We start from the raw sequence: 21,334 nt of genomic DNA, 5'->3' as shown, positions 1-21,334 counted from the left end.
TGGCGGCTCTTCTCGATGTCGCCCAGGTCTCCGAGATCATCGAGGTGATCTCGTCCGATACCTTCAAGCGGCCGATCTATGCCGGCAATGCCATCCAGACGGTGCAGGCGAGCGATGCCAAGAAGGTCATCACCGTGCGCACCGCATCCTTCGCCTCCGCACCGGAGGGTGGTTCGGCCACCGTCGAGGCGATCCCGGCGGTTTCCGATCCTGGGCTTTCGACCTTCGTCGGCGATGCGCTGTCGGCTTCCGACCGTCCGGAGCTGACGTCGGCCAAGATCATCATCTCCGGCGGCCGGGCACTCGGTTCGGCGGAAAAGTTCAGGGAAGTCATCCTGCCGCTCGCCGACAAGCTGGGCGCTGCCGTCGGTGCATCCAGAGCCGCCGTCGATGCCGGTTATGCGCCCAACGACTGGCAGGTCGGCCAGACCGGCAAGGTGGTGGCGCCTGATCTCTATATTGCCTGCGGCATTTCGGGCGCCATCCAGCATCTGGCCGGCATGAAGGATTCGAAGGTGATCGTTGCCATCAACAAGGACGAGGAGGCGCCGATCTTCCAGGTCGCCGACTACGGATTGGTCGCCGATCTCTTCGATGTCCTGCCGGAATTGCAAAAGGCGCTCTAGCGGGGAGACCGAACGTGGCGCGCGTCGTGGGACGTCCAATCAAACCTGGTGCCGACCTTCTTCTCAACGATGACGAGAAGCCGGCATATATACGGCTGCACGACATCGGCAGAGAGAGGCGCTCCCGGCCGCTGCAGGAATTTCTCAATGACATCGGCGGCCTGATGCTGTCGGCGGAGGCTCCTGCCGTCGCCAGCTTCGTCGCGGGCAAGGTTCTCCAGAGGCTGCTCAAGACCGGCAAGGTGCGCCCGGAGGGCGGGTCTCTTCCCGGCGCGCCGGAGGGGCTTGATGACGCCATCAACCATCTTGCGAAATCGGGACGGAAATACGAGGCGATCGCCGGCCAGTTCCGTAGTCTCGCCGACCAGCTGCTCTGGAGACGCGGCCGCTCCGGTCCGTTTGCAAGCCTGAATTTTGGCGATACGCATTCCCATGCGGTCTTGGTCGGTCCCGGCGGCATGGAGGAGCGCGCCGATCTCAGGGTCGGCGTGATCTATATGGATCGTTATACAAGATTCCCCGATCATGTTCAGACCCAGCCCCGCGCCTTCATTCTGCTTTCGCCGGGGGAAATCCGCCTTGGCGATTCCGAGTGGTTCTCTGGCGGTGTCGGTACGGTCTTTGCGAACGACGCCGGCGAATCTTTCGCGATAAGATGCACAGCCCGGCCGCTGCTGGCGGTCTGGTGCCAGATTGAGCGGGAGAGGTGATAGGGTCCTTGGCAACAGCGAGCCTGAGATGAACGAAAAGCCGAACGCGAGAGCGTGAAGTCTCGCGGTGAAGCAGCAGCAGATCGGCGAGAGCTGGCCCCTTCGAATATGCAGCATCAGAATTCAATTTGTCAGGAAGGATATCAAAATGGACGTTCGCGCCGCCGTGGCCACACAGGCAGGAAAACCGCTCGAAGTGATGACCGTGCAGCTGGAGGGGCCGCGAGCCGGCGAAGTGCTGGTCGAGGTCAAGGCGACGGGTATTTGCCACACCGACGATTTCACCCTGTCGGGCGCCGATCCCGAGGGCCTCTTCCCGGCCATTCTCGGCCATGAGGGCGCCGGCATCGTCGTCGATGTCGGCCCCGGCGTCACTTCGGTGAAGAAGGGCGACCACGTTATTCCGCTCTACACCCCGGAATGCCGCGAGTGCTATTCCTGCCTTTCCCGCAAGACCAATCTCTGCACGTCGATCCGCGCGACCCAGGGCCAGGGCGTGATGCCGGACGGTACCTCGCGCTTCTCGATCGGCAAGGACAAGATCCATCACTATATGGGCTGCTCGACCTTTTCGAACTTCACCGTGCTGCCGGAGATCGCCCTTGCCAAGGTCAACCCGGACGCCCCCTTCGACAAGATCTGCTACATCGGCTGCGGCGTCACAACTGGCATCGGCGCGGTCATCAACACCGCCAAGGTCGAGATCGGCGCCACGGCGATCGTCTTCGGCCTTGGCGGCATCGGCCTCAACGTGCTTCAGGGTCTGAAGCTTGCTGGTGCCGACATGATCATCGGCGTCGATATCAACCCTGACCGCAAGGCCTGGGGCGAAAAGTTCGGCATGACCCACTTCGTCAATCCGAAGGAGGTCGGTGACGACATCGTGCCTTACCTTGTCAACCTGACCAAGCGCCACGGCGACCTGATCGGCGGCGCCGACTACACCTTCGACTGCACCGGCAACACCAAGGTGATGCGCCAGGCACTGGAATCTTCCCATCGCGGCTGGGGCAAGTCGGTTATCATCGGCGTTGCCGGCGCCGGCCAGGAAATCTCCACCCGTCCGTTCCAGCTGGTGACCGGCCGCAACTGGATGGGCACCGCTTTCGGCGGCGCGCGCGGCCGCACCGATGTGCCGAAGATTGTTGACTGGTACATGCAAGGCAAGATCCAGATCGATCCGATGATCACCCACACCATGCCGCTCGAAGACATCAACAAGGGCTTCGAGCTGATGCACAAGGGCGAGAGCATCCGCGGCGTGGTCGTGTACTGAGCCATGAAGACCATCTCGACCGAAAATTCTCATGGCGGCACCCAGGGCGTTTACATCAATCGCTCGGATGTCTGCGGCTGCGACATGACCTTTGCGGTGTTCCTGCCGCCGCAGGCCAAAGCACGGAAGCTGCCGGTTCTATGGTACCTTTCCGGTCTGACCTGCAGCCATGCCAATGTCATGGAAAAGGGCGAGTATCGGCGTCTTGCCGCAGAACTCGGCATGATCATCGTCTGCCCCGACACCAGCCCGCGGGGCGACGCCGTCCCGGACGAACCCGACAATTGGCAGTTCGGAAAAGGCGCCGGCTTTTATGTCGACGCCACCGAGCCGCCGTTCGCTAAGAACTATCGGATGTACAGCTACATCGTCGATGAATTGCCGAAACTTATCGCAGCCGAGTTTCCGGTCGACACGACGCGACAGGGAATCTTCGGTCACTCGATGGGGGGACATGGCGCGATCACGATCGCGCTCAAGAACCCCGACCGCTTCGGCAGCTGCTCGGCCTTCGCGCCGATCAGCCATCCGTCGGTCTCCGGCTGGTCAAAGCCGGCATTCCGGAAATATCTCGGAGCGGATGAAGCCCGCTGGCGGGCATATGATGCCTGCTCACTGATCGAAGACGGGCACCGGTTCCCCGAATTCCTCGTCGACCAGGGGACGGCGGATAGCTTCCTGGAGGATGGATTGCGCCCCGACGAGCTCAGGCAAGCTTGCGAGACGGCCGGCATCAGCCTGCGGCTTCGCATGCAGGAAGGCTACGGCCACTCCTACTTCTTCATTTCGACATTCATGGAAGACCATCTGCGCTGGCACGCGCGAAGATTGGGAGACTGATTGCAGAGCTTGGCCGGGCATATCGCAAACGGCCCAGAAGGGGAGGAGAAACCCATGACCAGCATAGCCATACATCCGGCAGTGGATTCAGGCTTTCGGGCGACTGACGCTGCTTTCGCAGGCGGGACGCTCGTCTGCAAGTGCGCCAGCAATCCCGTGAAGGTGAGGATCAAGAGCGATATCGCCCACAATCACGCCTGCGGCTGCACGAAGTGCTGGAAGCCCGACGGTGCCGTCTTTTCGGTCGTGGCGGTCGCTCCGACCGAAAGCGTCGAAGTCCTGGAGAACGGCGATAAGCTCGCCGTCGTCGATTCCACCGCCTTGATCCAGCGCCACGCCTGCAAGGAATGCGGCGTTCATATGTATGGGCCGGTCGTGCGCGAACATCCGTTCCAGGGATTGTCGTTCGTCCATCCGGAGCGCTTTCAGGAAAGCGGCTGGGCGAAGCCGGGCTTTGCAGCCTTTGTGTCGTCGATCATCGAAAGCGGCTTCGACCCCGCGAAGATGGACGCCGTCAGAGCGCAGCTGAAGGCATCGGGCCTCGAGCCCTACGACTGCCTGAACCCGGGACTTATGGATTATATGGCAACCTGGACCGCCAAGAAGAGCGGCGTCCTGGCCGCGTGATCGATCCTGGGGAGCGCCGAGGCGGCGCTCCCCGACAAAACCGCCGCTATCCGGATATCGAGATACTCCGTGATGGCCGCGTACCGGCTTGCCGGCGGCCAGGCTTCCGGCGCCTGATGATCAATGTCGAGCGCACCGCATCTCGACTGCAGAGAAATCCTCACCGACCTGCCACGATAATCCGCTTGGAAGGAAACTCCGCGATGGCCGCTGCCGCGGAGCGCCGATCATGGGGAGCGCTTTGAAATGACTTGCGGGCACCGGGCCGCTTTGCTCGGTGCAATTGTGTATTTAAAAAATACGAACTGTGTACGCAAAGTACACAATTGTTGACTCGCCCCGAGAGGCGTGCCATCTTCACGGCGTAGAGCAACGAGCGGCCGGAGAGCGACGATGGCAAAGACACCCAAGAGCAATCTCTACGAAGATCTGAAACGGCAGATTCTGACGATGGAGCTGAATCCGGATGCCGATCTGGACGAGGCCAGTTTGAGCGAAAAATACGGCCTCTCCCGGACGCCGGTCCGCGACATATTCCGTCGCCTTGCCGGTGAGGGCTATATCGACATCCGCGAGAACAGGGGCGCGCGGGTCATCCCAATGAACCACTCCACCCTGCGAAATTTCTTTCTTGTTGCGCCGATGATCTACGCGGCGATCGGCCGTCTCGCCGTGCAGAACTTCAAGCCTACTCAGCTTTCAGACCTGAAGCAGACCCAGGAGCGGTTCCGCTCCGCCAGCGAGAACATGGACGCTCTGGCGATGGTCCTCGAGAACAATCGCTTTCACGAAATCTTCGGCGAGATGTCGGGCAACGTCTATCTGCAGCCGAGCCTAGGCCGGCTGCTTATCGACCACGCGCGCATCGGCCACACCTTCTTCCGGCCGAGGAACGAGGACATGAAGCGGCGGCTTCAAGTGGCCGTCGGCCATCATGACAGCTTCATCGATGCACTCGGCGCTCACGACGAAAATGCCGTCGTCGACCTCGTCTTCGAACACTGGGAATTGTCCCGCGAGAACATGGAAATGTTCATCGCCCCGCAAGGCCTCAAGGCGGACGCCTTCCTCGGCGGCCCCGCCACGCAATTATTGGAGAAATCGTCGTGAAGTTTGAGGGGATCTATACGCCGGCGGTGACGCCGCTCGACCAAAATGGTCAGATCGACAGGGCTGGATTTGCCGCCGTGCTCGAATCGCTGATCGAGGCGGGCGTCCACGGCATCATCGTCGGCGGCTCGACGGGCGAGTACTACGCCCAGAGCAGCCAGGAGCGTTTCGAGCTCGCGGCCTATGCTAGGGACATCATCGGCACGCGGCTGCCGCTCATTATCGGAACCGGCGCCACGCGGACCGAAGATTCGGTCGAATACGCCAAGGCGGCGAAGGAAATCGGCGCGGACGCGATCCTGGTGTCGTCACCGCCATACGCGCTGCCGACCGAACGCGAGAATGCGGTCCACGCCCTGACCGTCGACCGGGCGGCGAACCTGCCGATCATGCTCTACAACTATCCGGCCCGCATGGGCGTGATGATGGGCGAGGAGTATTTCTCCCGCCTCGGCAAGTCGAAGAACGTGATCGCCATCAAGGAAAGCTCCGGCGACATGGGTAATCTGCACCTGCTTGCCCGGAAATTTCCGCATATTGCGCTGTCCTGCGGCTGGGACGACCAGGCGCTCGAATTCTTCGCCTGGGGCGCGAAGAGCTGGGTCTGCGCCGGCTCCAATTTCCTCCCGCGCGAACATGTCGCCCTCTATGAGGCCTGCTTGCTCGAAAAGAATTTCGACAAGGGCCGCGCGATCATGATGGCGATGCTGCCGCTCATGGATTTCCTGGAATGCGGGAAGTTCGTTCAATCGATCAAGCACGGATGCGAATTGATCGGACTGAATGTCGGATCGGTCCGCGCGCCGCTGCGTCCGCTCAACTCCGAAGAAAAGCGAACCCTTCAGACCGTCGTCGCCACGTTGAAGCGCACTGTCGCCCAGATCACCTCGGGAGCAAATCATGCATGAACCCTTGACCGCCTCCGAATACAAGGCGATCGCCGCCGGCCTTCAGTTTCCGACGAATGCCTTCATCGACGGCGCTTTTCGTCCGGCCAATTCCGGGCAGACATTCACCTCGACGAATCCAGCGACGGGGGAGGTTCTCGCCGAGATCGCCGCATGCGACGCCACCGATGTCGACGCCGCCGTCTCCAAGGCAAAGCAAGCCTTCGACGACGGCCGCTGGCGGCTGCGTTCGCCAGGTGAACGCAAGGCGGTGCTCCTCAAGCTCGCCAGGCTGCTGGAGGACAATCGTCACGAACTCGCCGTCATGGAGAGCCTCGACAGTGGCAAGCCGGTCGGCGAATGCCAGACGGTCGATGTTCCCGATACCATTCACACAATTCGTTGGCACGCCGAACTGATCGACAAGCTCTATGACAATACTGCGCCTGTCGGCGCCAACGCACTGACGATGATCGTGCGTGAGCCTGTCGGCGTCGTCGGATGTGTGCTTCCGTGGAATTTTCCGCTTTTGATGCTGGCCTGGAAGATCGGCCCGGCGCTTGCTGCCGGCTGCTCGGTGATCGTCAAGCCGGCACAGGAGACGACGCTCACCACGCTGCGCGTCGCCGAGCTTGCCCATGAAGCGGGCATTCCAGCCGGCGTGTTCAATGTCGTGACCGGCGGCGGCAAGGAGGTCGGCGAGCCGATCGGCCTGCACATGGATGTCGATATGGTGGCCTTCACCGGATCGACGCCGACTGGCCGCCGTTTCTTGCGTTACGCCGCAGACTCGAACCTCAAGCGCGTCGTGCTCGAATGCGGCGGCAAGAATCCCGCCGTCGTTCTCGACGATGCCGAAGACCTGGACCTCGTTGCCGAGCAGGTCGTCAACGGCGCCTTCTGGAACATGGGCGAGAACTGCTCGGCCACGTCGCGTCTCATCGTTCATTCCAAGGTCAAGGACGAGCTGCTGAAGCGCATCGGCGCCTATATGCGCGAATGGAAGACGGGCGATCCGCTCGACCCTGCAAACCGCATCGGCGCGCTTGTCAGCAAGGCCCATTTCGAGAAGGTGAAATCCTTCCTCGACGACGCCAGGACGGAGAAGCTGTCGGTCGCCCACGGCGGCGAAACGCATGGCGGCATCTTTATCGAACCGACAGTGGTCGAGGGCGTAACGCCTGCCAGCCGTCTTTTCCAGGAAGAGATCTTCGGACCGGTGCTTTCGGTGACCACTTTCAATTCGCTTGCCGAAGCAATCGCTCTTGCCAATGACACGAATTACGGTCTGACAGCATCGGTCTATACCGGCAGCCTGAGGAACGCGATTAAGCTCTCGCGTGAGATCCGTGCCGGCGTCGTCACGGTCAATTGCTTCGGCGAAGGCGACGCCAGCACGCCGTTCGGCGGCTACAAGGAGTCCGGCTTCGGCGGCCGCGACAAGTCGGTCTTCGCCCATGACAATTATTGCGAACTCAAGACCATCTGGATCGATGTCTCGGAACGCTCGATCGACGAGACGATCCGATGACCCACCATGTGATCAAGCATCTGCCGGTCGACACCGGCATTTCGGGATGGGAGGCGATCAGCGAACGCGCCTTTCCCGCAACAGCGCTTGAACACGACATTACGGCGGACTGGCTAATCGTCGGCGGGGGGTTTGCCGGCCTGTCGGCGGCGCGCCGCCTTTCGCAATTGCGCCCTGAGGACAAGATCGTCCTCCTCGAGGCTCGCGAAGTCGCCAAGGGACCGGCCGGGAGAAATTCCGGCTTCATGATCGACGTGCCGCACAATCTGTCCTCAGGCGAATATTCGGTGGCCGACGAAGAGGCGACCAAGGACGAGATCAGGCAGAACCGTCTGGCGATTTCCTTCGCAGCCGATGTCGCGGCGGAATACGGCCTGTCCAGGGAAACCTTCGATCCGTCGGGCAAGGTGAATGCGGCCGCCTCCGAGCGGGGGCTCGGGCTTAACGACAACTACCGGAAGTCGCTCGAAAAGATCGGCGAGGAGCATCGCGTTCTCGATGCCGATCAGATGCGGGAAATGACCGGCTCGCGCTATTATCGCGGAGGGCTCTATACGCCAGGCGCCGTGATGATCCAGCCCGCCGACTATATCCGCGGCCTGGCGCGGGGACTTAGCTCAAAGGTCGCCATCCACGAGCATTCGCCGGTGCTGGAGCTTTCGCGCGAGGGCAGGTCCTGGAAGGCGAAATCCGGTCGAGGATCTGTTTCCGCGCCGAAGGTCATTCTCGGCGTGAACGGCCATATTCAAAGCTTCGGCCATTTCCGCGGACGGCTAATGCACATCTTCACCTACGCGTCGATGACATCAGCCTTTTCCCAGAATGAGTTCGGCGGCGATGTGACGGGCGCAGATCGTTGGGCGCTGCTGCCGGCCGACCCGATGGGAGCGACGGTTCGAAAGATCACCACCGATGGTCGTTCGAGAATCGTCATCAGGACGAGGTTCACCTACGACCCGAGCCTCCAGGTGTCGGAGAGGCGGGTCGCCGGCGTGGCGGCCGAGCAGCGCCGGTCGTTCGACGCGCGCTTTCCCGGACTGGAAAGCCTGCCGATGGAATATAGCTGGGCGGGTGCTCTCTGCCTCAGCCGAAACCATGTGCCGGCATTCGGCGAGGTCGAAGAGGGGCTTTTTTCCGCCTGCTGCGAGAATGGCCTCGGCACGGTCAAGAGCACGCTCGCAGGGATGATGGCGGCCGATCTGGCTGCCGGCGCGGGTAGCCCCGAACTCGACCGATACAGGAACCAGCCGGAACCGAGCAAATTACCTCCCGAGCCCTTTGCGTGGCTGGGGGTCAATTCGGTTATCCGCTTTCAGGAATTGCGTGCAGGCCGCGAGGGATGATCTCTCGCCGCGCAATATGAAGACTGCCCGCTCGCAGACTTCAATGACAATGGGAACGAAAAACAGGAGTAAGAACAATGAAGACTTTGTGGAAGGCGCTCTGCGCTGCTGCGATGATCGGGGTCAGCATCCTTCCTGCTCGCGCGGAAGAAAAGACGATCACCATGGGCACGATGTCGTGGGAGGACCTGACGCCCATCACGGGTATCACCAAGAAGGTTCTCGAAGACGCCGGCTATACGGTCAAGGTGACCGAGTTCTCCGAATGGGGCATCGCCTATGCCGCTCTCGCCAAGGGTGACATCCAGGTTCTCACCTCGCAGACGGACTATGTTGCGCAGGACTACTGGAACAAGAACAAGAACCGGCTCGAGAAGATCTCACCCGTGTCGCACGGCCTCTATCAGGGCGTCGCGGTTCCTAAATATGTCCCGATCGACTCGCTGGAACAGCTCAATGAAAACGCCGACAAGTTCAGCGGCAAGATCATCGGTATCGAACCGGGCGCCGGGCTGATGCGCGATACTTCTAACGCGGTCAAGGATTATGGCCTCAAGCTCCAGCTCGTCGAGGGCAGCACCGCCGCGATGACGGCGGCGCTGAAGTCCGCCTATGATCGCAAGGAGTGGATTGCGGTGACGATCTGGGAGCCGTCCTGGATGGTCCAGAAGTACGAGGTCAAGTACCTCAAGGATCCGAAGGGCGTATTCCCGCCGCCGCAGAGCTATTACTGGATCGGCCACAAGGGCTTCTCCGCAGAGAACCCGCATGCGCGTGAAGTGATGGCCAGTGTCTACGTGCCGATTGCCGACATCACCGCCATCAACGGCGCAGTCAATGAAGGCAAGACCATGGACCAGGCCGTGCAGGATTGGATCGGCGCGCATGCCGACCTGATCAAGCGCTGGGAAAACATCAAGAAGAACTAAACGCGTCGTGGCCGTCCGATCCGTCGGGCGGCCACCCTGAAACCTAATGAAGAAGCCAACTCTGAATGGCTCAAAGGGGATCGCTATGAAAACCGTAAATTCCGATATCAATGATGTCCTGATCGACTGCCAATCCCTTTGGAAAGTCTTCGGTGACAAGTCCGCTGCGGCAATGAAGTCGATCAAGGAGCGCGGCCTCGGCAAAAAAGAGGTCTTGAAGGAGTTCAACTGCGTCGTCGGCGTGTCCGATGCGAGCATTGAGGTCCGGCGCGGCGAAATCTTCTGCATCATGGGCTTGTCGGGAAGCGGAAAATCGACGCTCATCCGACTTCTCAACAAGCTGATCACGCCGAGCTCCGGCAAGGTCCTCGTCAAGGGACGCGACCTCGCCGCCCTGTCGCCGGTCGATCTCCGGCAGATGCGCGCCAGGAACATCGGCATGGTGTTTCAAAGCGTCGCCCTGTTGCCGCATCGGACAGTCCTCGAAAATGCGGCCTTCGGCCTCGAGGTTCAGGGAATTGCCAAGCCGGAGCGAAACAAGACCGCCGTTGCAGCGCTCGAGAAGGTCGGCCTCGCCGACTGGGTGAGCCGATATCCGAACGAGCTTTCCGGCGGCATGCAGCAACGCGTGGGGCTGGCCCGCGCACTTTCTTCCGACCCCGAGATCATTCTGATGGATGAGCCGTTCAGCGCTCTTGATCCACTCATCCGGCGCCAGCTTCAGGACGAATTCCGGCAGTTGACGAAAGCCTTGGGCAAGTCCGCGGTCTTCATTACCCATGATCTCGATGAGGCGATCCGGATCGGCGATCGCATTGCGATCATGAAGGACGGCGTCATCATCCAGACCGGCACGGCCGAGGAAATCATCCTCAACCCGGCGGATGCCTATGTCGCCGAATTCGTCGCCGGCATATCCCGCCTTCATCTGATCAAGGCGCATTCCGTCATGCGCAGCGTCGCCGAATTCCAGCAAAGCGCCACGAACTCCGACATCGCGTTGCTGGCGCGCACGACGCCGGATGCCGACATCGACGAACTCATCACATTGACGATGCAGTCGGAGCGCGATGCCATCGCCGTCGTCGACAACGATCAGATCGTCGGGGTGGTGACGCCACGCAGCCTGCTGATTGGCGTCAAGGGGACGTCCACCCACGATCTCACGGCGGCGTCCCACAACTGGAGCTGATTGACATGGATAGTTCAGGCTTCACCGATCTTTTCGACGAATGGACGGACTCGGCGCTCGAGTGGGTGAGCGACAACGGCGAGTTCCTCTTCGATACCATCAGACAGGTTCTCGAAGGGCTCTATGACGGGATCCTCTGGCTCCTCGAGCTTCCGCCTTTCTACCTGGTCGCACTGATCGTGGCGCTCATCGGCTGGCGGCTGGTCAATGTCTGGTTCGCACTGCTGAGCGGCGCAGCGCTGGCGCTTTGTTTTTCCATGGGACTCTGGCCGGAGACGATGAGCACGCTCGCGCTGGTCTTGACCGCGACCGCGCTCGCCCTGGCGATCGGCATCCCAATCGGTATTGCCGCCGGCTTCTTCACCGGCCTCGACCGCTTCATGGAGCCCGGCCTCGATCTCATCCAGACGCTTCCGCCATATATCTACCTGCTGCCGGCGATCGCCCTGCTCGGCTATGGACCGGCCACAGCACTGATCGCGACGGTGATCGTCGCGGTGCCGCCGGCAATCCGCCTGACCTCTCTCGGTATCCGGATGACGCCCACGGAGTTCATCGAACTCGGAGAGGCGCTCGGGATGACGCCGGCGAAGATGTTCTTCAAGATCCGCCTTCCCTTTGCGCTGCCGAGCATCATGGCAGGCATAAACCAGAGCCTGATGATGGCCTTCGGCATGGTCGTCATCGCCGGCATCGTCGGCTCCGGTGGGCTTGGCGAAACGATCTACGGCGCGATCAGAACGCTCGACATCGCGACCTCGATCAATGGAGCGATCGCCATCGTGGTACTGACCATGGTGCTTGACAGGATAACCCAGAGCGCAGCTCGCTTGGGAACGGGGAGGAAGTCATGAACCCATCCATCCTGCAGTTTTCGCCCGGCGCTTTCCTGGCGCCGTCAGTCGATTGGCTCAACACCAACCTGCATCCACTGTTTGCGGCGATCAGCTATCTGATCGAAGCGGTTCTTTCCGGGTTCGAGGCGGCACTCCTCTTCGTGCCGCCCTATGGGCTTATCGCGATCGTCGTCGTCCTGGCATTCGTCGCCGTCGGTCTGCGCGCCGCGATCCTTGCTGGTCTTTGCCTGGGCTTCTGTCTCCTCATGGGACTGTGGACGGCATCGATGCAGACCCTCTCTCTGGTCACTGTCGCTGTCTTTATCTCCGTGCTTATCGCCTTCCCGATCGGCGTCCTGTGCTCGCGCCACAAGACATTGGAGGCGATGGTTCGTCCGGTTCTCGACGTGATGCAGACCGTGCCGCCGTGGGTCTATCTCATTCCTGCGGTGATGATCTTCAGCCTTGGACGGGTGCCGGCTATCATCGCTACCATCGTTTATGGCATTCCGCCGATGCTCCGCCTGACCACGCTGGCGTTCAACCAGGTGCCGAGAGAATTCGTGGAACTCGGCAGCGCCATCGGCGCGCCTCCTCGTTCGGTGCTTTGGAAGATCGAGATTCCCCTGGCCAGGCAGACGCTCCTGGTTGGGCTCAACCAATGCATCCTTCTGTCGCTGGCGATGGTCGTATTGGCCGGGCTCGTCGGCGCCGGCGGTCTCGGCGCGGAGGTGACGCGCGGCCTGACCCGCATGGAGATGGGGCTTGGCCTGCGGGCGGGCCTGGCGATCGTTGCAGTCGCCCTTCTGCTCGACCGGCTGTCCCGTAGCCTGCTCGACCGCGACAGGCCACGGAAGGCAGGATGAGCAAGGACATGAAAAGATGAGAAACAGCTTCTTCTGTATCGATGCGCATACCTGCGGCAATCCCGTCCGCCTCGTCGCCGGAGGCGGTCCGCTGCTTCCGCATGCGCCGATCGGTGAGCGTCGGGAGATTTTCGTCCGGGACCATGACTGGATGCGCAAGGCGCTGATGTTCGAGCCAAGGGGCCACGACATCATGTCGGGCGCGATCATCTATCCGGCTTATCGGGAGGATTGCGATTTCGCCGTGCTTTTCATCGAGGTGAGCGGCTGCCTGCCGATGTGCGGCGCCGGCACCATCGGCATGGTGACCGCTGCGATCGAAGAAGGGCTGGTCAAGCCGCGCGAGCCTGGAAGGGTTGCCATCGAAACGCCTGCAGGAAGGGTCGACGTCACTTATGAGGAGAAGGACGGATATGTCGAATCCGTTCGCCTCCACAATGTGGCGAGCTATCTCCATGAGGCTGATTTCGAGGTGGATGTGCCGGGAATGGGCCGTCTACGTGTCGATATATCCTATGGCGGCAACTATTATGCGGTCATCGAACCACAGGATAACTGGAGCGGCCTCAACGGCATGACCGCCTCCGACATTGTCGGCTGCAGCCAGAGGCTCAGGTCGGCACTTGCCGGTATCTGCGACGCCGTCCATCCCGACGACGCCAGGATACGCGGCGTGCATCACGCCATCTGGTGCGACCGCCCGCTGAATGAAGTCTCGGATGGACGCTGCGCCGTCTTCTATGGCGAGAAGGCCATCGATCGCTCGCCGGGCGGAACCGGCACCTCCGCCCGGATGGCCCAGCTCTACGGGAAGGGACGGCTTACCGTCGGGTCGAGATACCGCCATGAAAGCCTGATCGGAACCGTCTTCGAGGGGCGGGTCGAAGCCGAGGCGAGCATTGGATCCTACAGCGGCATTCTTCCAAGCATCGGAGGCTGGGCGCGCGTCATTGGGCACAACACCATTTTCGTTGACGATCGTGATCCGCTGGCGCATGGCTTTCAGATTCGATGAGCGCGTTTTCGTCTGAAAAGACGGATGGCGCGGTAAGAGCGGCAAGGAGATGACCATGCGACCCGGACAGCATCGGCAGGCAGACGACGCTACGAGGTCGGCTGCCCGGCTCAAGGTGGGGTTCGTTCTGGCGCGATCGTTCACACTGTCCGCCTTCGCGCTCTTCGTGGACACACTGCGGCTTGCCAGCGACGAGCAGGATCGTTCCGGAAGGGTGCTTGCCGACTGGCAGGTGATTGGCAGCACGCGTCACCTGATCACCGCGAGCTGCGGCGTTCAGGTCGCTCCGACGTCCGATTTCGTCGATCCGTCGAAGTTCAATTACATCGTGGTCGTCGGCGGCCTTTTGACGGTGGAAAACCCTGTCGACCAGGAAACCATCGCTTTTCTCAAGCAGGCGGACGCCAAGAAGGTGCCGCTGATCGGCGTGTGCACGGGGTCGTTCATCCTTGCTGCGGCTGGCCTGATGAAGCGGCATGACTCCTGTGTGAGCTGGCTGCACTACAAGGAGTTCCGGGAGCGTTTCCCCGATCTCAACGTGCGTTCCGACCGGCTCTTCAATCTCGACCGCCAGCGTGGGTCCTGCGCCGGCGGCAGCAGTTCAGCCGACATGGCCGCGTTGCTGGTTAGGAAATACATCAGCCGCGACGCCGAACGAAATGCGCTGGAGGTCCTTCAGATCGACAAGGCCCGGACTTCAGCGGACATACAGCCCCGGCGTCCGCTCTACGACGACTATGACGACGCCCGCGTCAAGGCGGCGATGATTACGATGGAACAGTTCGTCGATGGCAGCATGTCTATACAGAAGCTTGCCGCCACGGTTGGTCTGTCACGGCGGCAACTGGAGAGGATCTTCATCGACAAGACGGGAATGTCTCCTGCCAAAGCCTATAATCGGGTTCGCATGGAGCGGGCGAAATCGATCCTTGCCCAGTCGAGGGCGCCATTGATCGAGATCGCGCTGGATGTCGGCTTTGAAAACGCCTCGCAGTTCACGCGAACGTTTAAGCGCACATTCGGGCAAACCCCATCGCAGCATCGTGCAGCCTCTTCGAGAGCACACCAGAACAGGATGATTTAGGCCGGGTCGGCCTAAAATCTGAATCCTGTTCTAAATTATATAGTTAGAGCATGATGTCGTCCGAAAACCGATCACACTTTTCGGCATTGCTCTAGGCTTATTCAGAACTCTTCCCACGGAACCGTGTCCAGCCGCTCCGCTCCCTTGGCCGTGATCAGAGCCTGGGTTTCCAGCTTGATGCTCTCGGATCCGGCCTCGGCGATCAGGCTTTCGACGTTGAGCACCATGCCCTCCTCGATGAGGCCGCTGAAATCAGGGTCGAAATCCGGATGCAGAAGGATCCCCGGCCATTCGTCCGCCATTCCGGTTCCGTGCAGAGCAAGCGTGTATCGATAAGGCTGGTATTTCTCCGGAATCCGCCACGACAGTTCGTTGAATTCATGGAACGTCATCCCGGGCCTGATGATTGAAAGATTGTGCTCGATCTGATCCCGGGCGGCGACGTAAAGTTGCTTCTGCTTGGCATTCATCGCGACGTGTCCCGCTGTCCACGACCGCGAGAGGTCGGCGCAATAGCCGTAGGGTCCGATCATGTCGGTGTCGAAGGATATCATGTCGCCGCGTTTGACCACGTAGTCCGAACATTCCTGATACCAGGGGTTTGTTCTCGGGCCTGCGGTCAACAGCTTGGTCTCGAGCCACTCGCCGCCGCTGCGTGCGTTTTCGAAGTGGAGCTCGGCCCAGATCTCTCTTTCGGTGCGGCCGGGCTCGGACACCTCGTACATCCGCGCCATGCCCGCTTCGCAGACACGGATCGTCCATCTCATCAGCTCGATTTCCTCAGTGCTCTTGATGGATCGCGCCCGCTCGGCCAGTTCCTGACCGTCTAAGAGCGTGAAGCCGCGTTCCCGCAATTCGAACGCGCCCGCCGGTTCGAGCCTGTCCACCGCCACGCGCTTGTTGCCGCCATTGCGGCTCACGAGGTCCGCGACCTCGTCCGCCCAGGTTTTCAGGCGGGGTTCCATAAGGTTGCCTGATGTGAAGAATATCCATGACTTCGCCGGCCGGCTCTCGTCGATGCCGGGAAGCCCGTCATTGACGTGTTCGGCGCCTTCGAATTCGAAAACTATCGCCGGACCATCGGCGAGGATCAAAGCGTAGCGCGAGGCGTTATGCATCGTCCAAATGCTCATATTCGATGAATCGAAGGCATATCGGATGTTGACGGGGTCGTAGAGAAGCAGGGCGCCGCAGTCCCATTCGCGCATCTTCCCGCGCAGGCGCTCCAGACGATAGCGGCGAGCCCGATCGAGCGTCGTGGCCGGCACAGGACTGATAAGAGGCCGGTCGGCTCCTTCAGGGTTGAGGTATGCCTGCTTTCGCGCGTCCTTGAACACCGTCGAGCCGGTCAGCTCGGCGGAATCGCTTTCCTCTCGCAGCATCTCAGTCAATCCTTGTTTGCGGTGAACGACGCCCCGGATGTTCAGCGCTCGATGACCAGATCGCTGAGCGGCTTGGAGCAACAGGGCAGGAACAAGCCGGCGTCGATTTCCCGCTGACGAATTCCGCCATTGTGGTTCATGTCGACCGTGCCTGACGTAAGCTTCGACTTGCAGGTGCCGCAGACGCCATTCGCGCAGGACGACGGGATCCTGACGCCTGACTTCTTCGCACATGAGAGCACGCTCTGGTCGGCGGAGACGTCGATGCTGCGGGCCTGCTTCGAGAAGGTGACCAGAAAGACCTTGGCAGATGCCTCCTGAACCGCAGGGATTTCGGGTTCGTCGATGACCGCGGCGTCGAAGCTTTCCTCCAGATAGTTCGAGCCCGGCACGCCGAGTTCGGCGGCAATGCCGCGCGCGGCGGCCATGAACGGGGCGGGGCCGCAGCACATCACGGTTCGCTCGGCGATATCGGGAACGGCCAGCCGCATGTAGTCTTTCGAAATACGGCCGGTCAGGCCGGGCCAGGACGGCTCGCCGGCCACCGTCTCCGGGAGGAAATGCAGACGAAGGCCTTTCAGCCTGCGGGCGATGCAGGCCAGTTCGTCACGAAAGATCAGATCCTGCGGCGTCCGGCCGGCATGCATGAAGACGACGTCGGCGGGTTCGCAACTGTCGGCGATCTCCCGCAGAATGGACATGACCGGGGTAATGCCGGAGCCGCCGGACAAAAGCAGAAGCTTACGTCCCGGCGTCTCGGGCCTGACGAAATGGCCGAGCGGCCCGTTCGCCTTGACGGTCGCGCCGGGAACCAGAGTGTCATGAAGCCAGTTGGAGATCTTTCCGCCGGGAACGCGCTTCACCGTCACCGAGAAGGCGTTCGTCCGATGCGGCGAGGAGGAGATGCTGTAGCACCTGTTTTCAGCGTCTCCATTGTGTTCGAGGTCGAACAGAAAATACTGCCCGGCCTTGAACGCGAACCGCTTGCCCTCATGGGAGGCGAAGGTGAATGTCTTGACGTCGTGGGTCTCCTGCTGGACGTCGAGGCAGACGAGGGCGTCGTCTTCTTCCGGGTTCCAGATGTCGTGAAGGGCGGCCCTGGCTACGGGCATCTGCGGGCTCCTAGTATCCATGGGCGCGCATCCGATCGATGTACCAGCTGGCGAATTTGTCGAGGTTGGTCTCGGAAAAGCGGGAGTAGGGGCCCGGCTGATAGGCCGGGTCGAGAGTGCCTGCATGGGAGCGCGCGACGAGATCGGCGTCCTGGTCCGTCGTCGCGACCCAGACATCCGTCAGCTTGTCGAGATCGTAATCCACGCCTTCGACGGCGCCCTTGTGGACCAGCCACTTGGTTCTGACCAACGTCTTGCCCGCCGAGAGCGGGATGACGGTTGCCACCACGGCATGGTCGCCCATGAAGTGGTTCCAGCTGTTGTGGCCCCAGAGATGCGTGTCCCCGAGATCCTTGCGGGTCATCTGCCCGAGCAGTTTGGACGATGCGGCGGTGGCGTCATGGGTCTGGGATTCACCGGCGCCAGCGATGATCAGCCGTTGCGTGCGGAAGTTGGTGGCGCAGTCGGCGAGCTGTTCGACGGCAGCCGAGGGAAAGCCGTCTGCCTCCCATGCCTGCGTGCGTGCCTCGTAGAGCCTGAAATGCTCTTCGGCCTGTTCGCGATCCTCGGGGCTCAGCGTTTCCGGATCGAAACCGAAATCGAGATCGACGAAGGAGACGCAGAGTTCCGGATGATTCGCGGAGCAATGGTAGCACTCGCGATTGTTCTCCATCGTCAGCTTCCAGTTGCCGTCCTCGATGACATCGGTTTGGAAGGCAACCTTTGCGTTCCGGATGTCGTAGGGCGCGAGGCGCTCGGTCATGGCCTGTTCGAGGAGAGCAATGTCCTCGGGCGGATTGTCGGAGAGACAGACATAAATCAGTCCGCCGATCGACTTGAAAGTGACGGGCTTGAGGCTCCGACACTGCTTGTCGAAGTCCTTGCCCATGTGAGGCGCGTAGCTGAGCTCACCCGTCAGTTCGTATGTCCAGGTGTGATAGGGACAGACGAGTTTTGAGACGATCGTCTTGCCCGGATCGAGAAGGCGGGAGCCGCGATGGCGGCAGACATTGTGCAGGACGCGAATTTCTCCGTCGTCGTCACGCAGAAGGATCAGGCTCGTCTTGCCGATATCGATGACCGTGGCATCACCGGGTTCGGGAACATCGCAATCGAGACCGACACAGATCCAGTGATTGTGGAAGAAGACGTCGATGTCTGCTTCGAACACATCTTCCCTGACGTAAAGGCCGGCCGGCAGAGAGTGACCGTTGGCACGAGCGTCGAGAAGGGCGGAAATGGAAGATGGGAGCTTGTTTAGCATCAGAACCTCTTATGCGAGAGTTTCCCCAGATTGCCCTTGCAACGCGGTTGTTTCAACGGCATAAAAAATTAGGTTCGCATAATTTTTTATCATGCGATGAGGGGTTCTGTGATGCACTTTAGAAGACGCATCCCGTCGTTGACGGCACTGGTGACCCTGGAGGCGGTGCTCAGAAAGAAGAGCTTCACCACGGCTGCGACCGAACTTGGTGTCACCCAGGCGGCTGTCAGCAGGCAGATTGCATTGCTGGAGGAGGAGTTCGGCCAACCCTTATTCGTTCGCAAGCATAGAGCGATCGAACCGACGGCGGCATGCATCAATCTCGGAGCCACCCTGGCCAAGAGCTTTGCCGATATTGCCGAGAGCGTGGAAGCGCTCCAGTCGCGCAGCCAGGACGTGTTGACCATAGGGGCGACCGTTGCATTCTCTTCTTTCTGGCTGCTGCCGCGGCTGGCCGAGTTTCGCCGTGCGAACCCCGGCATTCTGGTGCGGGTGATATCCCAGGACAGCCCGATCGCTTTCGATGACGGAGAAGTCGACGTGGCAATTCGATATGGTGTGCCCCCCTTCAGCGATAGCACCGTCATCGCCTCGCATGGCGACGTCATCTGCCCCGTCTGCTCTCCCGACTATCTCAGGCGTCGCGGCGAAGGCCCGCTCGGCTCCGCCGACGAATTCATCGAAACGGACGTTCTCGATCGTTCCTGGTACAGCTGGGCGCAGTGGTTTTCGCTGACCGGCGCCAATATCGAGGTAAAGCCGTCGCTTCGGTTCAACCACTATACCGAAACCATCGCAGCCGCGCGCGCAGGCCAAGGGATTGCCTTGGGATGGCGCATGCTGGTGGGCACCTTTCTGGAGGATGGAACTCTGGTGCAGGCCGACGGCGGCGAGCTTGCCGCGGAAGATCGCTACAACGTGATCGTGCCCGTCAAAGCCAAGCGAAGCAATGCACGCGACCTTGCCGCCGCCTGGCTGACGGCATCACTGCACGGTTGATCAAGCCATAACTACAGGCCCAGTCCCACAGTTGCCGTCCGGTGGACGCCTTTCGGGACGAAGGAGAAGCGATCTGCCAGGCCCAGAAAATCGGCCGCCAGGTGAATGACGGAAAGCCACATTTCCGTTCCCTGCAAGCTCGGTTCACCACCATCGGCAAACGGGAATCCCTCGCCATCCCGCCATCTATCCAGCGCCCTTGAGATGACCTTGCGGGCGATTGCCTCGCCGTCCGCCCGTCTGTAGTCGGTCTGACGGGCAATCAGCAGCAGAGGATGAATCGTATCGAGCAGGTTGCACGCATTGTATTTTGCAGCAACGAAGCCTTTGTGGTTGCGATAGTTGAGATGAACCGTTTCGAGTGAGGCGTGCGGGTGGGGAAGTGCCACGCCGAACTGGGCGTAGGTGCCGCGCGTCAGGCGATAAAAGCCGTTGACCGGTTGAAGCCATCCTTCCGCCGCGGTCGGTTCACCCCATAGCCCCGAAAGGCTGTTGGCATTGCGGCTCAGCCACTCGAAAAACGCCTGCCGTGAATGCCTGATGCCGAAATACTTCGCATTGAAGTACATGGCAGTTCCGATCGCATCGACCACGCTTCCGGCGTGCCATGCCCGGGTCGACCAGGGCAGGGCGCTTAGCCATTCATCCTGCTCCCCGGCGTCGAGCTCGACTGCATGGACCAGTTGGCGCGGACCGGAACCAAGCAGTTCAAGCGCATAGCCAACCGCAAGGACGTTGTAGAGCGCCTTTGGATCATCCCTCAGCGCCTTGCCATGGGTGCGCGGATGCTCTTCCAGGAAGAGGCCGGTCTCTCGGTCCTGAAGACCTTGAAGACGTTCGACTGTCTCCGCCGCATCGAGATCGGGCGGCAGGTGGCCGAAGCCGGCAGCGATCTCGATTGCATCGCAGAGATGCCGGATCGCCGGTCTGCGGATGCCGTCCGCTTCCAGCGATTCATAGGATCCTTGCGTTTTCCAGCGTGCAAGGATGTCCGGCCACTGGTCTTTCGCTTTCTGGCCGAGCCTGACCAATTGATCTTCGATGTCGCCATTGCCGGTTTTCTTCGGCGCCGAGCCTCGGCTCCGCAGCACCCGGGCGGGTACGCCACCGGCAATCGCCATGGCGGGAATGTTTCCGGTGACCACAGCTCCGGCGGCGATCACCGCACCGTTTCCAATTGTTGCACCATCGAGGATCACGCAATTGGCGCCGATCCAGACATCGTCACCGATCACGATGCCGATGCTGACGACACCCTGGCGGTGTATAGGAACGGTCGGATCGTCGAAGCCATGATTGAAGCCGACGATCGAGGCATGCGAAGCAATCCGCACGCCATGACCGCACGTCACAGTGCCGGAAACACAGGCATAGGGATTGATGGTGCAATCGTCGCCGAGGATCACATGGCCGCGAACGAGCGCGTGCCCGGCGATCCAGGACCGCTCACCCATCGTCAGGCTTTCGGTGAAGACTGCGGCATTCTCGGCGATGTAGGCCGTCTCGGCCAGTTCCGCACCGCATGATCGCCGGATTTCCGCCTTGCGGGCAAGGTGAGCCGGGTGACCGAGGTCCGACGCAACGTGTTCCCAGGTCAGGTATTGAAGCCTGCGTGCTTCCCTCTCTTCGCTTGCCGATGTTTGCGGGCTGTTGGCGTGATCCATCCTGCGCCTCATTCTCAGGTTCGACCGCTGAACATTCGTCT

The 21,334-nt window shown here is 61.0% G+C and carries 20 protein-coding genes; 16 read left to right on the top strand and 4 right to left on the bottom strand.

The annotated features are described in order from the left end of the window. The 15 genes from HFO99_RS22460 to HFO99_RS22390 all read left to right on the top strand — a co-directional run. Positions 1–626 (top strand): electron transfer flavoprotein subunit alpha/FixB family protein (locus HFO99_RS22460; RefSeq protein ID WP_222363689.1); only part of this gene is annotated, 626 nt, incomplete at its 5' end. Between the two features lie 14 nt (positions 627–640). Beyond that, positions 641–1,336: a dimethylsulfonioproprionate lyase family protein gene (locus tag HFO99_RS22455; protein ID WP_222363687.1), complete on the top strand. Its 696-nt coding sequence runs from the start codon at positions 641–643 to the stop codon at positions 1,334–1,336. A gap of 148 nt (positions 1,337–1,484) precedes the next feature. Continuing rightward, positions 1,485–2,612, top strand: a complete 1,128-nt coding sequence (locus HFO99_RS22450; protein WP_222363685.1) for an S-(hydroxymethyl)glutathione dehydrogenase/class III alcohol dehydrogenase — start codon at positions 1,485–1,487, stop codon at positions 2,610–2,612. A 3-nt stretch (positions 2,613–2,615) separates the two neighbouring features. Continuing rightward, the gene (gene fghA, locus HFO99_RS22445; protein ID WP_222363683.1) at positions 2,616–3,452 is read left to right on the top strand and encodes an S-formylglutathione hydrolase; all 837 of its coding nucleotides are present in this window, start codon (positions 2,616–2,618) and stop codon (positions 3,450–3,452) included. A 54-nt stretch (positions 3,453–3,506) separates the two neighbouring features. Beyond that, positions 3,507–4,079 (top strand): S-(hydroxymethyl)glutathione synthase, encoded by a 573-nt coding sequence (gfa, locus tag HFO99_RS22440; protein ID WP_222363680.1) that lies wholly within the window; start codon positions 3,507–3,509, stop codon positions 4,077–4,079. A gap of 393 nt (positions 4,080–4,472) precedes the next feature. Continuing rightward, positions 4,473–5,189: a GntR family transcriptional regulator gene (locus HFO99_RS22435; RefSeq protein ID WP_222363678.1), complete on the top strand. Its 717-nt coding sequence runs from the start codon at positions 4,473–4,475 to the stop codon at positions 5,187–5,189. Next, complete coding sequence (locus HFO99_RS22430; RefSeq protein WP_222363676.1) at positions 5,186–6,097, top strand: dihydrodipicolinate synthase family protein; 912 nt, start codon at positions 5,186–5,188, stop codon at positions 6,095–6,097. The genes HFO99_RS22435 and HFO99_RS22430 overlap by 4 nt, the downstream gene beginning before the upstream one ends. Further along, complete coding sequence (locus HFO99_RS22425) at positions 6,090–7,607, top strand: aldehyde dehydrogenase (RefSeq protein WP_222363674.1); 1,518 nt, start codon at positions 6,090–6,092, stop codon at positions 7,605–7,607. Before HFO99_RS22430 ends, HFO99_RS22425 begins: the two co-directional genes overlap by 8 nt. Then, on the top strand, positions 7,604–8,950 hold the full coding sequence (locus HFO99_RS22420; protein WP_222363672.1) for an NAD(P)/FAD-dependent oxidoreductase: 1,347 nt from the start codon (positions 7,604–7,606) through the stop codon (positions 8,948–8,950). Before HFO99_RS22425 ends, HFO99_RS22420 begins: the two co-directional genes overlap by 4 nt. A gap of 77 nt (positions 8,951–9,027) precedes the next feature. Next, entirely contained in the window at positions 9,028–9,879 is an 852-nt protein-coding gene (locus HFO99_RS22415) for a glycine betaine ABC transporter substrate-binding protein (protein ID WP_222331777.1), read from the top strand. An 85-nt stretch (positions 9,880–9,964) separates the two neighbouring features. After that, positions 9,965–11,071, top strand: a complete 1,107-nt coding sequence (locus tag HFO99_RS22410) for a glycine betaine/L-proline ABC transporter ATP-binding protein (protein WP_409994943.1) — start codon at positions 9,965–9,967, stop codon at positions 11,069–11,071. Positions 11,072–11,076: 5 nt separating this feature from the next. Then, entirely contained in the window at positions 11,077–11,925 is an 849-nt protein-coding gene (locus HFO99_RS22405) for an ABC transporter permease (protein WP_222363668.1), read from the top strand. Beyond that, entirely contained in the window at positions 11,922–12,773 is an 852-nt protein-coding gene (locus HFO99_RS22400; protein WP_222363666.1) for an ABC transporter permease, read from the top strand. The genes HFO99_RS22405 and HFO99_RS22400 overlap by 4 nt, the downstream gene beginning before the upstream one ends. 16 nt (positions 12,774–12,789) lie before the next feature. Continuing rightward, positions 12,790–13,788, top strand: coding sequence for a 4-hydroxyproline epimerase (locus tag HFO99_RS22395; RefSeq protein WP_222363664.1), 999 nt, complete (start codon positions 12,790–12,792; stop codon positions 13,786–13,788). A 55-nt stretch (positions 13,789–13,843) separates the two neighbouring features. Next, positions 13,844–14,872 carry a GlxA family transcriptional regulator gene (locus tag HFO99_RS22390; protein ID WP_222363662.1) on the top strand — a complete coding sequence of 343 codons (1,029 nt, stop codon included), beginning with the start codon at positions 13,844–13,846 and terminating at the stop codon, positions 14,870–14,872. Between the two features lie 101 nt (positions 14,873–14,973). On the opposite strand, the gene HFO99_RS22385 is transcribed toward HFO99_RS22390, so the two are convergent. Genes HFO99_RS22385 through HFO99_RS22375 form a run of 3 tightly spaced genes read right to left on the bottom strand, consistent with a single transcriptional unit; the run spans position 14,974 to position 18,630 of the window. Further along, on the bottom strand, positions 14,974–16,254 hold the full coding sequence (locus tag HFO99_RS22385; RefSeq protein ID WP_222363660.1) for a M24 family metallopeptidase: 1,281 nt from the start codon (positions 16,252–16,254) through the stop codon (positions 14,974–14,976). A gap of 41 nt (positions 16,255–16,295) precedes the next feature. Further along, a complete protein-coding gene (locus HFO99_RS22380; protein WP_222363658.1) occupies positions 16,296–17,366 on the bottom strand; it encodes a hybrid-cluster NAD(P)-dependent oxidoreductase in 1,071 nt (356 codons plus the stop codon). A gap of 10 nt (positions 17,367–17,376) precedes the next feature. Beyond that, a complete protein-coding gene (locus HFO99_RS22375) occupies positions 17,377–18,630 on the bottom strand; it encodes an aromatic ring-hydroxylating oxygenase subunit alpha (RefSeq protein WP_222363656.1) in 1,254 nt (417 codons plus the stop codon). Between the two features lie 111 nt (positions 18,631–18,741). On the opposite strand from HFO99_RS22375, the gene HFO99_RS22370 reads away from it, so the two are divergent. After that, entirely contained in the window at positions 18,742–19,629 is an 888-nt protein-coding gene (locus HFO99_RS22370) for a LysR substrate-binding domain-containing protein (RefSeq protein ID WP_222363654.1), read from the top strand. Between the two features lie 11 nt (positions 19,630–19,640). Here the strand turns inward: HFO99_RS22370 and HFO99_RS22365 are convergent, their stop codons facing one another. Continuing rightward, on the bottom strand, positions 19,641–21,293 hold the full coding sequence (locus HFO99_RS22365; RefSeq protein WP_222363652.1) for an acyltransferase: 1,653 nt from the start codon (positions 21,291–21,293) through the stop codon (positions 19,641–19,643). Between the last annotated feature and the right edge of the window lie 41 nt (positions 21,294–21,334).

Origin of the sequence: Rhizobium leguminosarum (genome assembly GCF_019798305.1) — a bacterium.
In the GTDB taxonomy this organism is placed as follows: domain Bacteria; phylum Pseudomonadota; class Alphaproteobacteria; order Rhizobiales; family Rhizobiaceae; genus Rhizobium; species Rhizobium leguminosarum_U.
The sequence above is the reverse complement of the archived record's forward strand: the minus strand, read 5'-3'. Positions and strand labels throughout refer to the sequence as shown.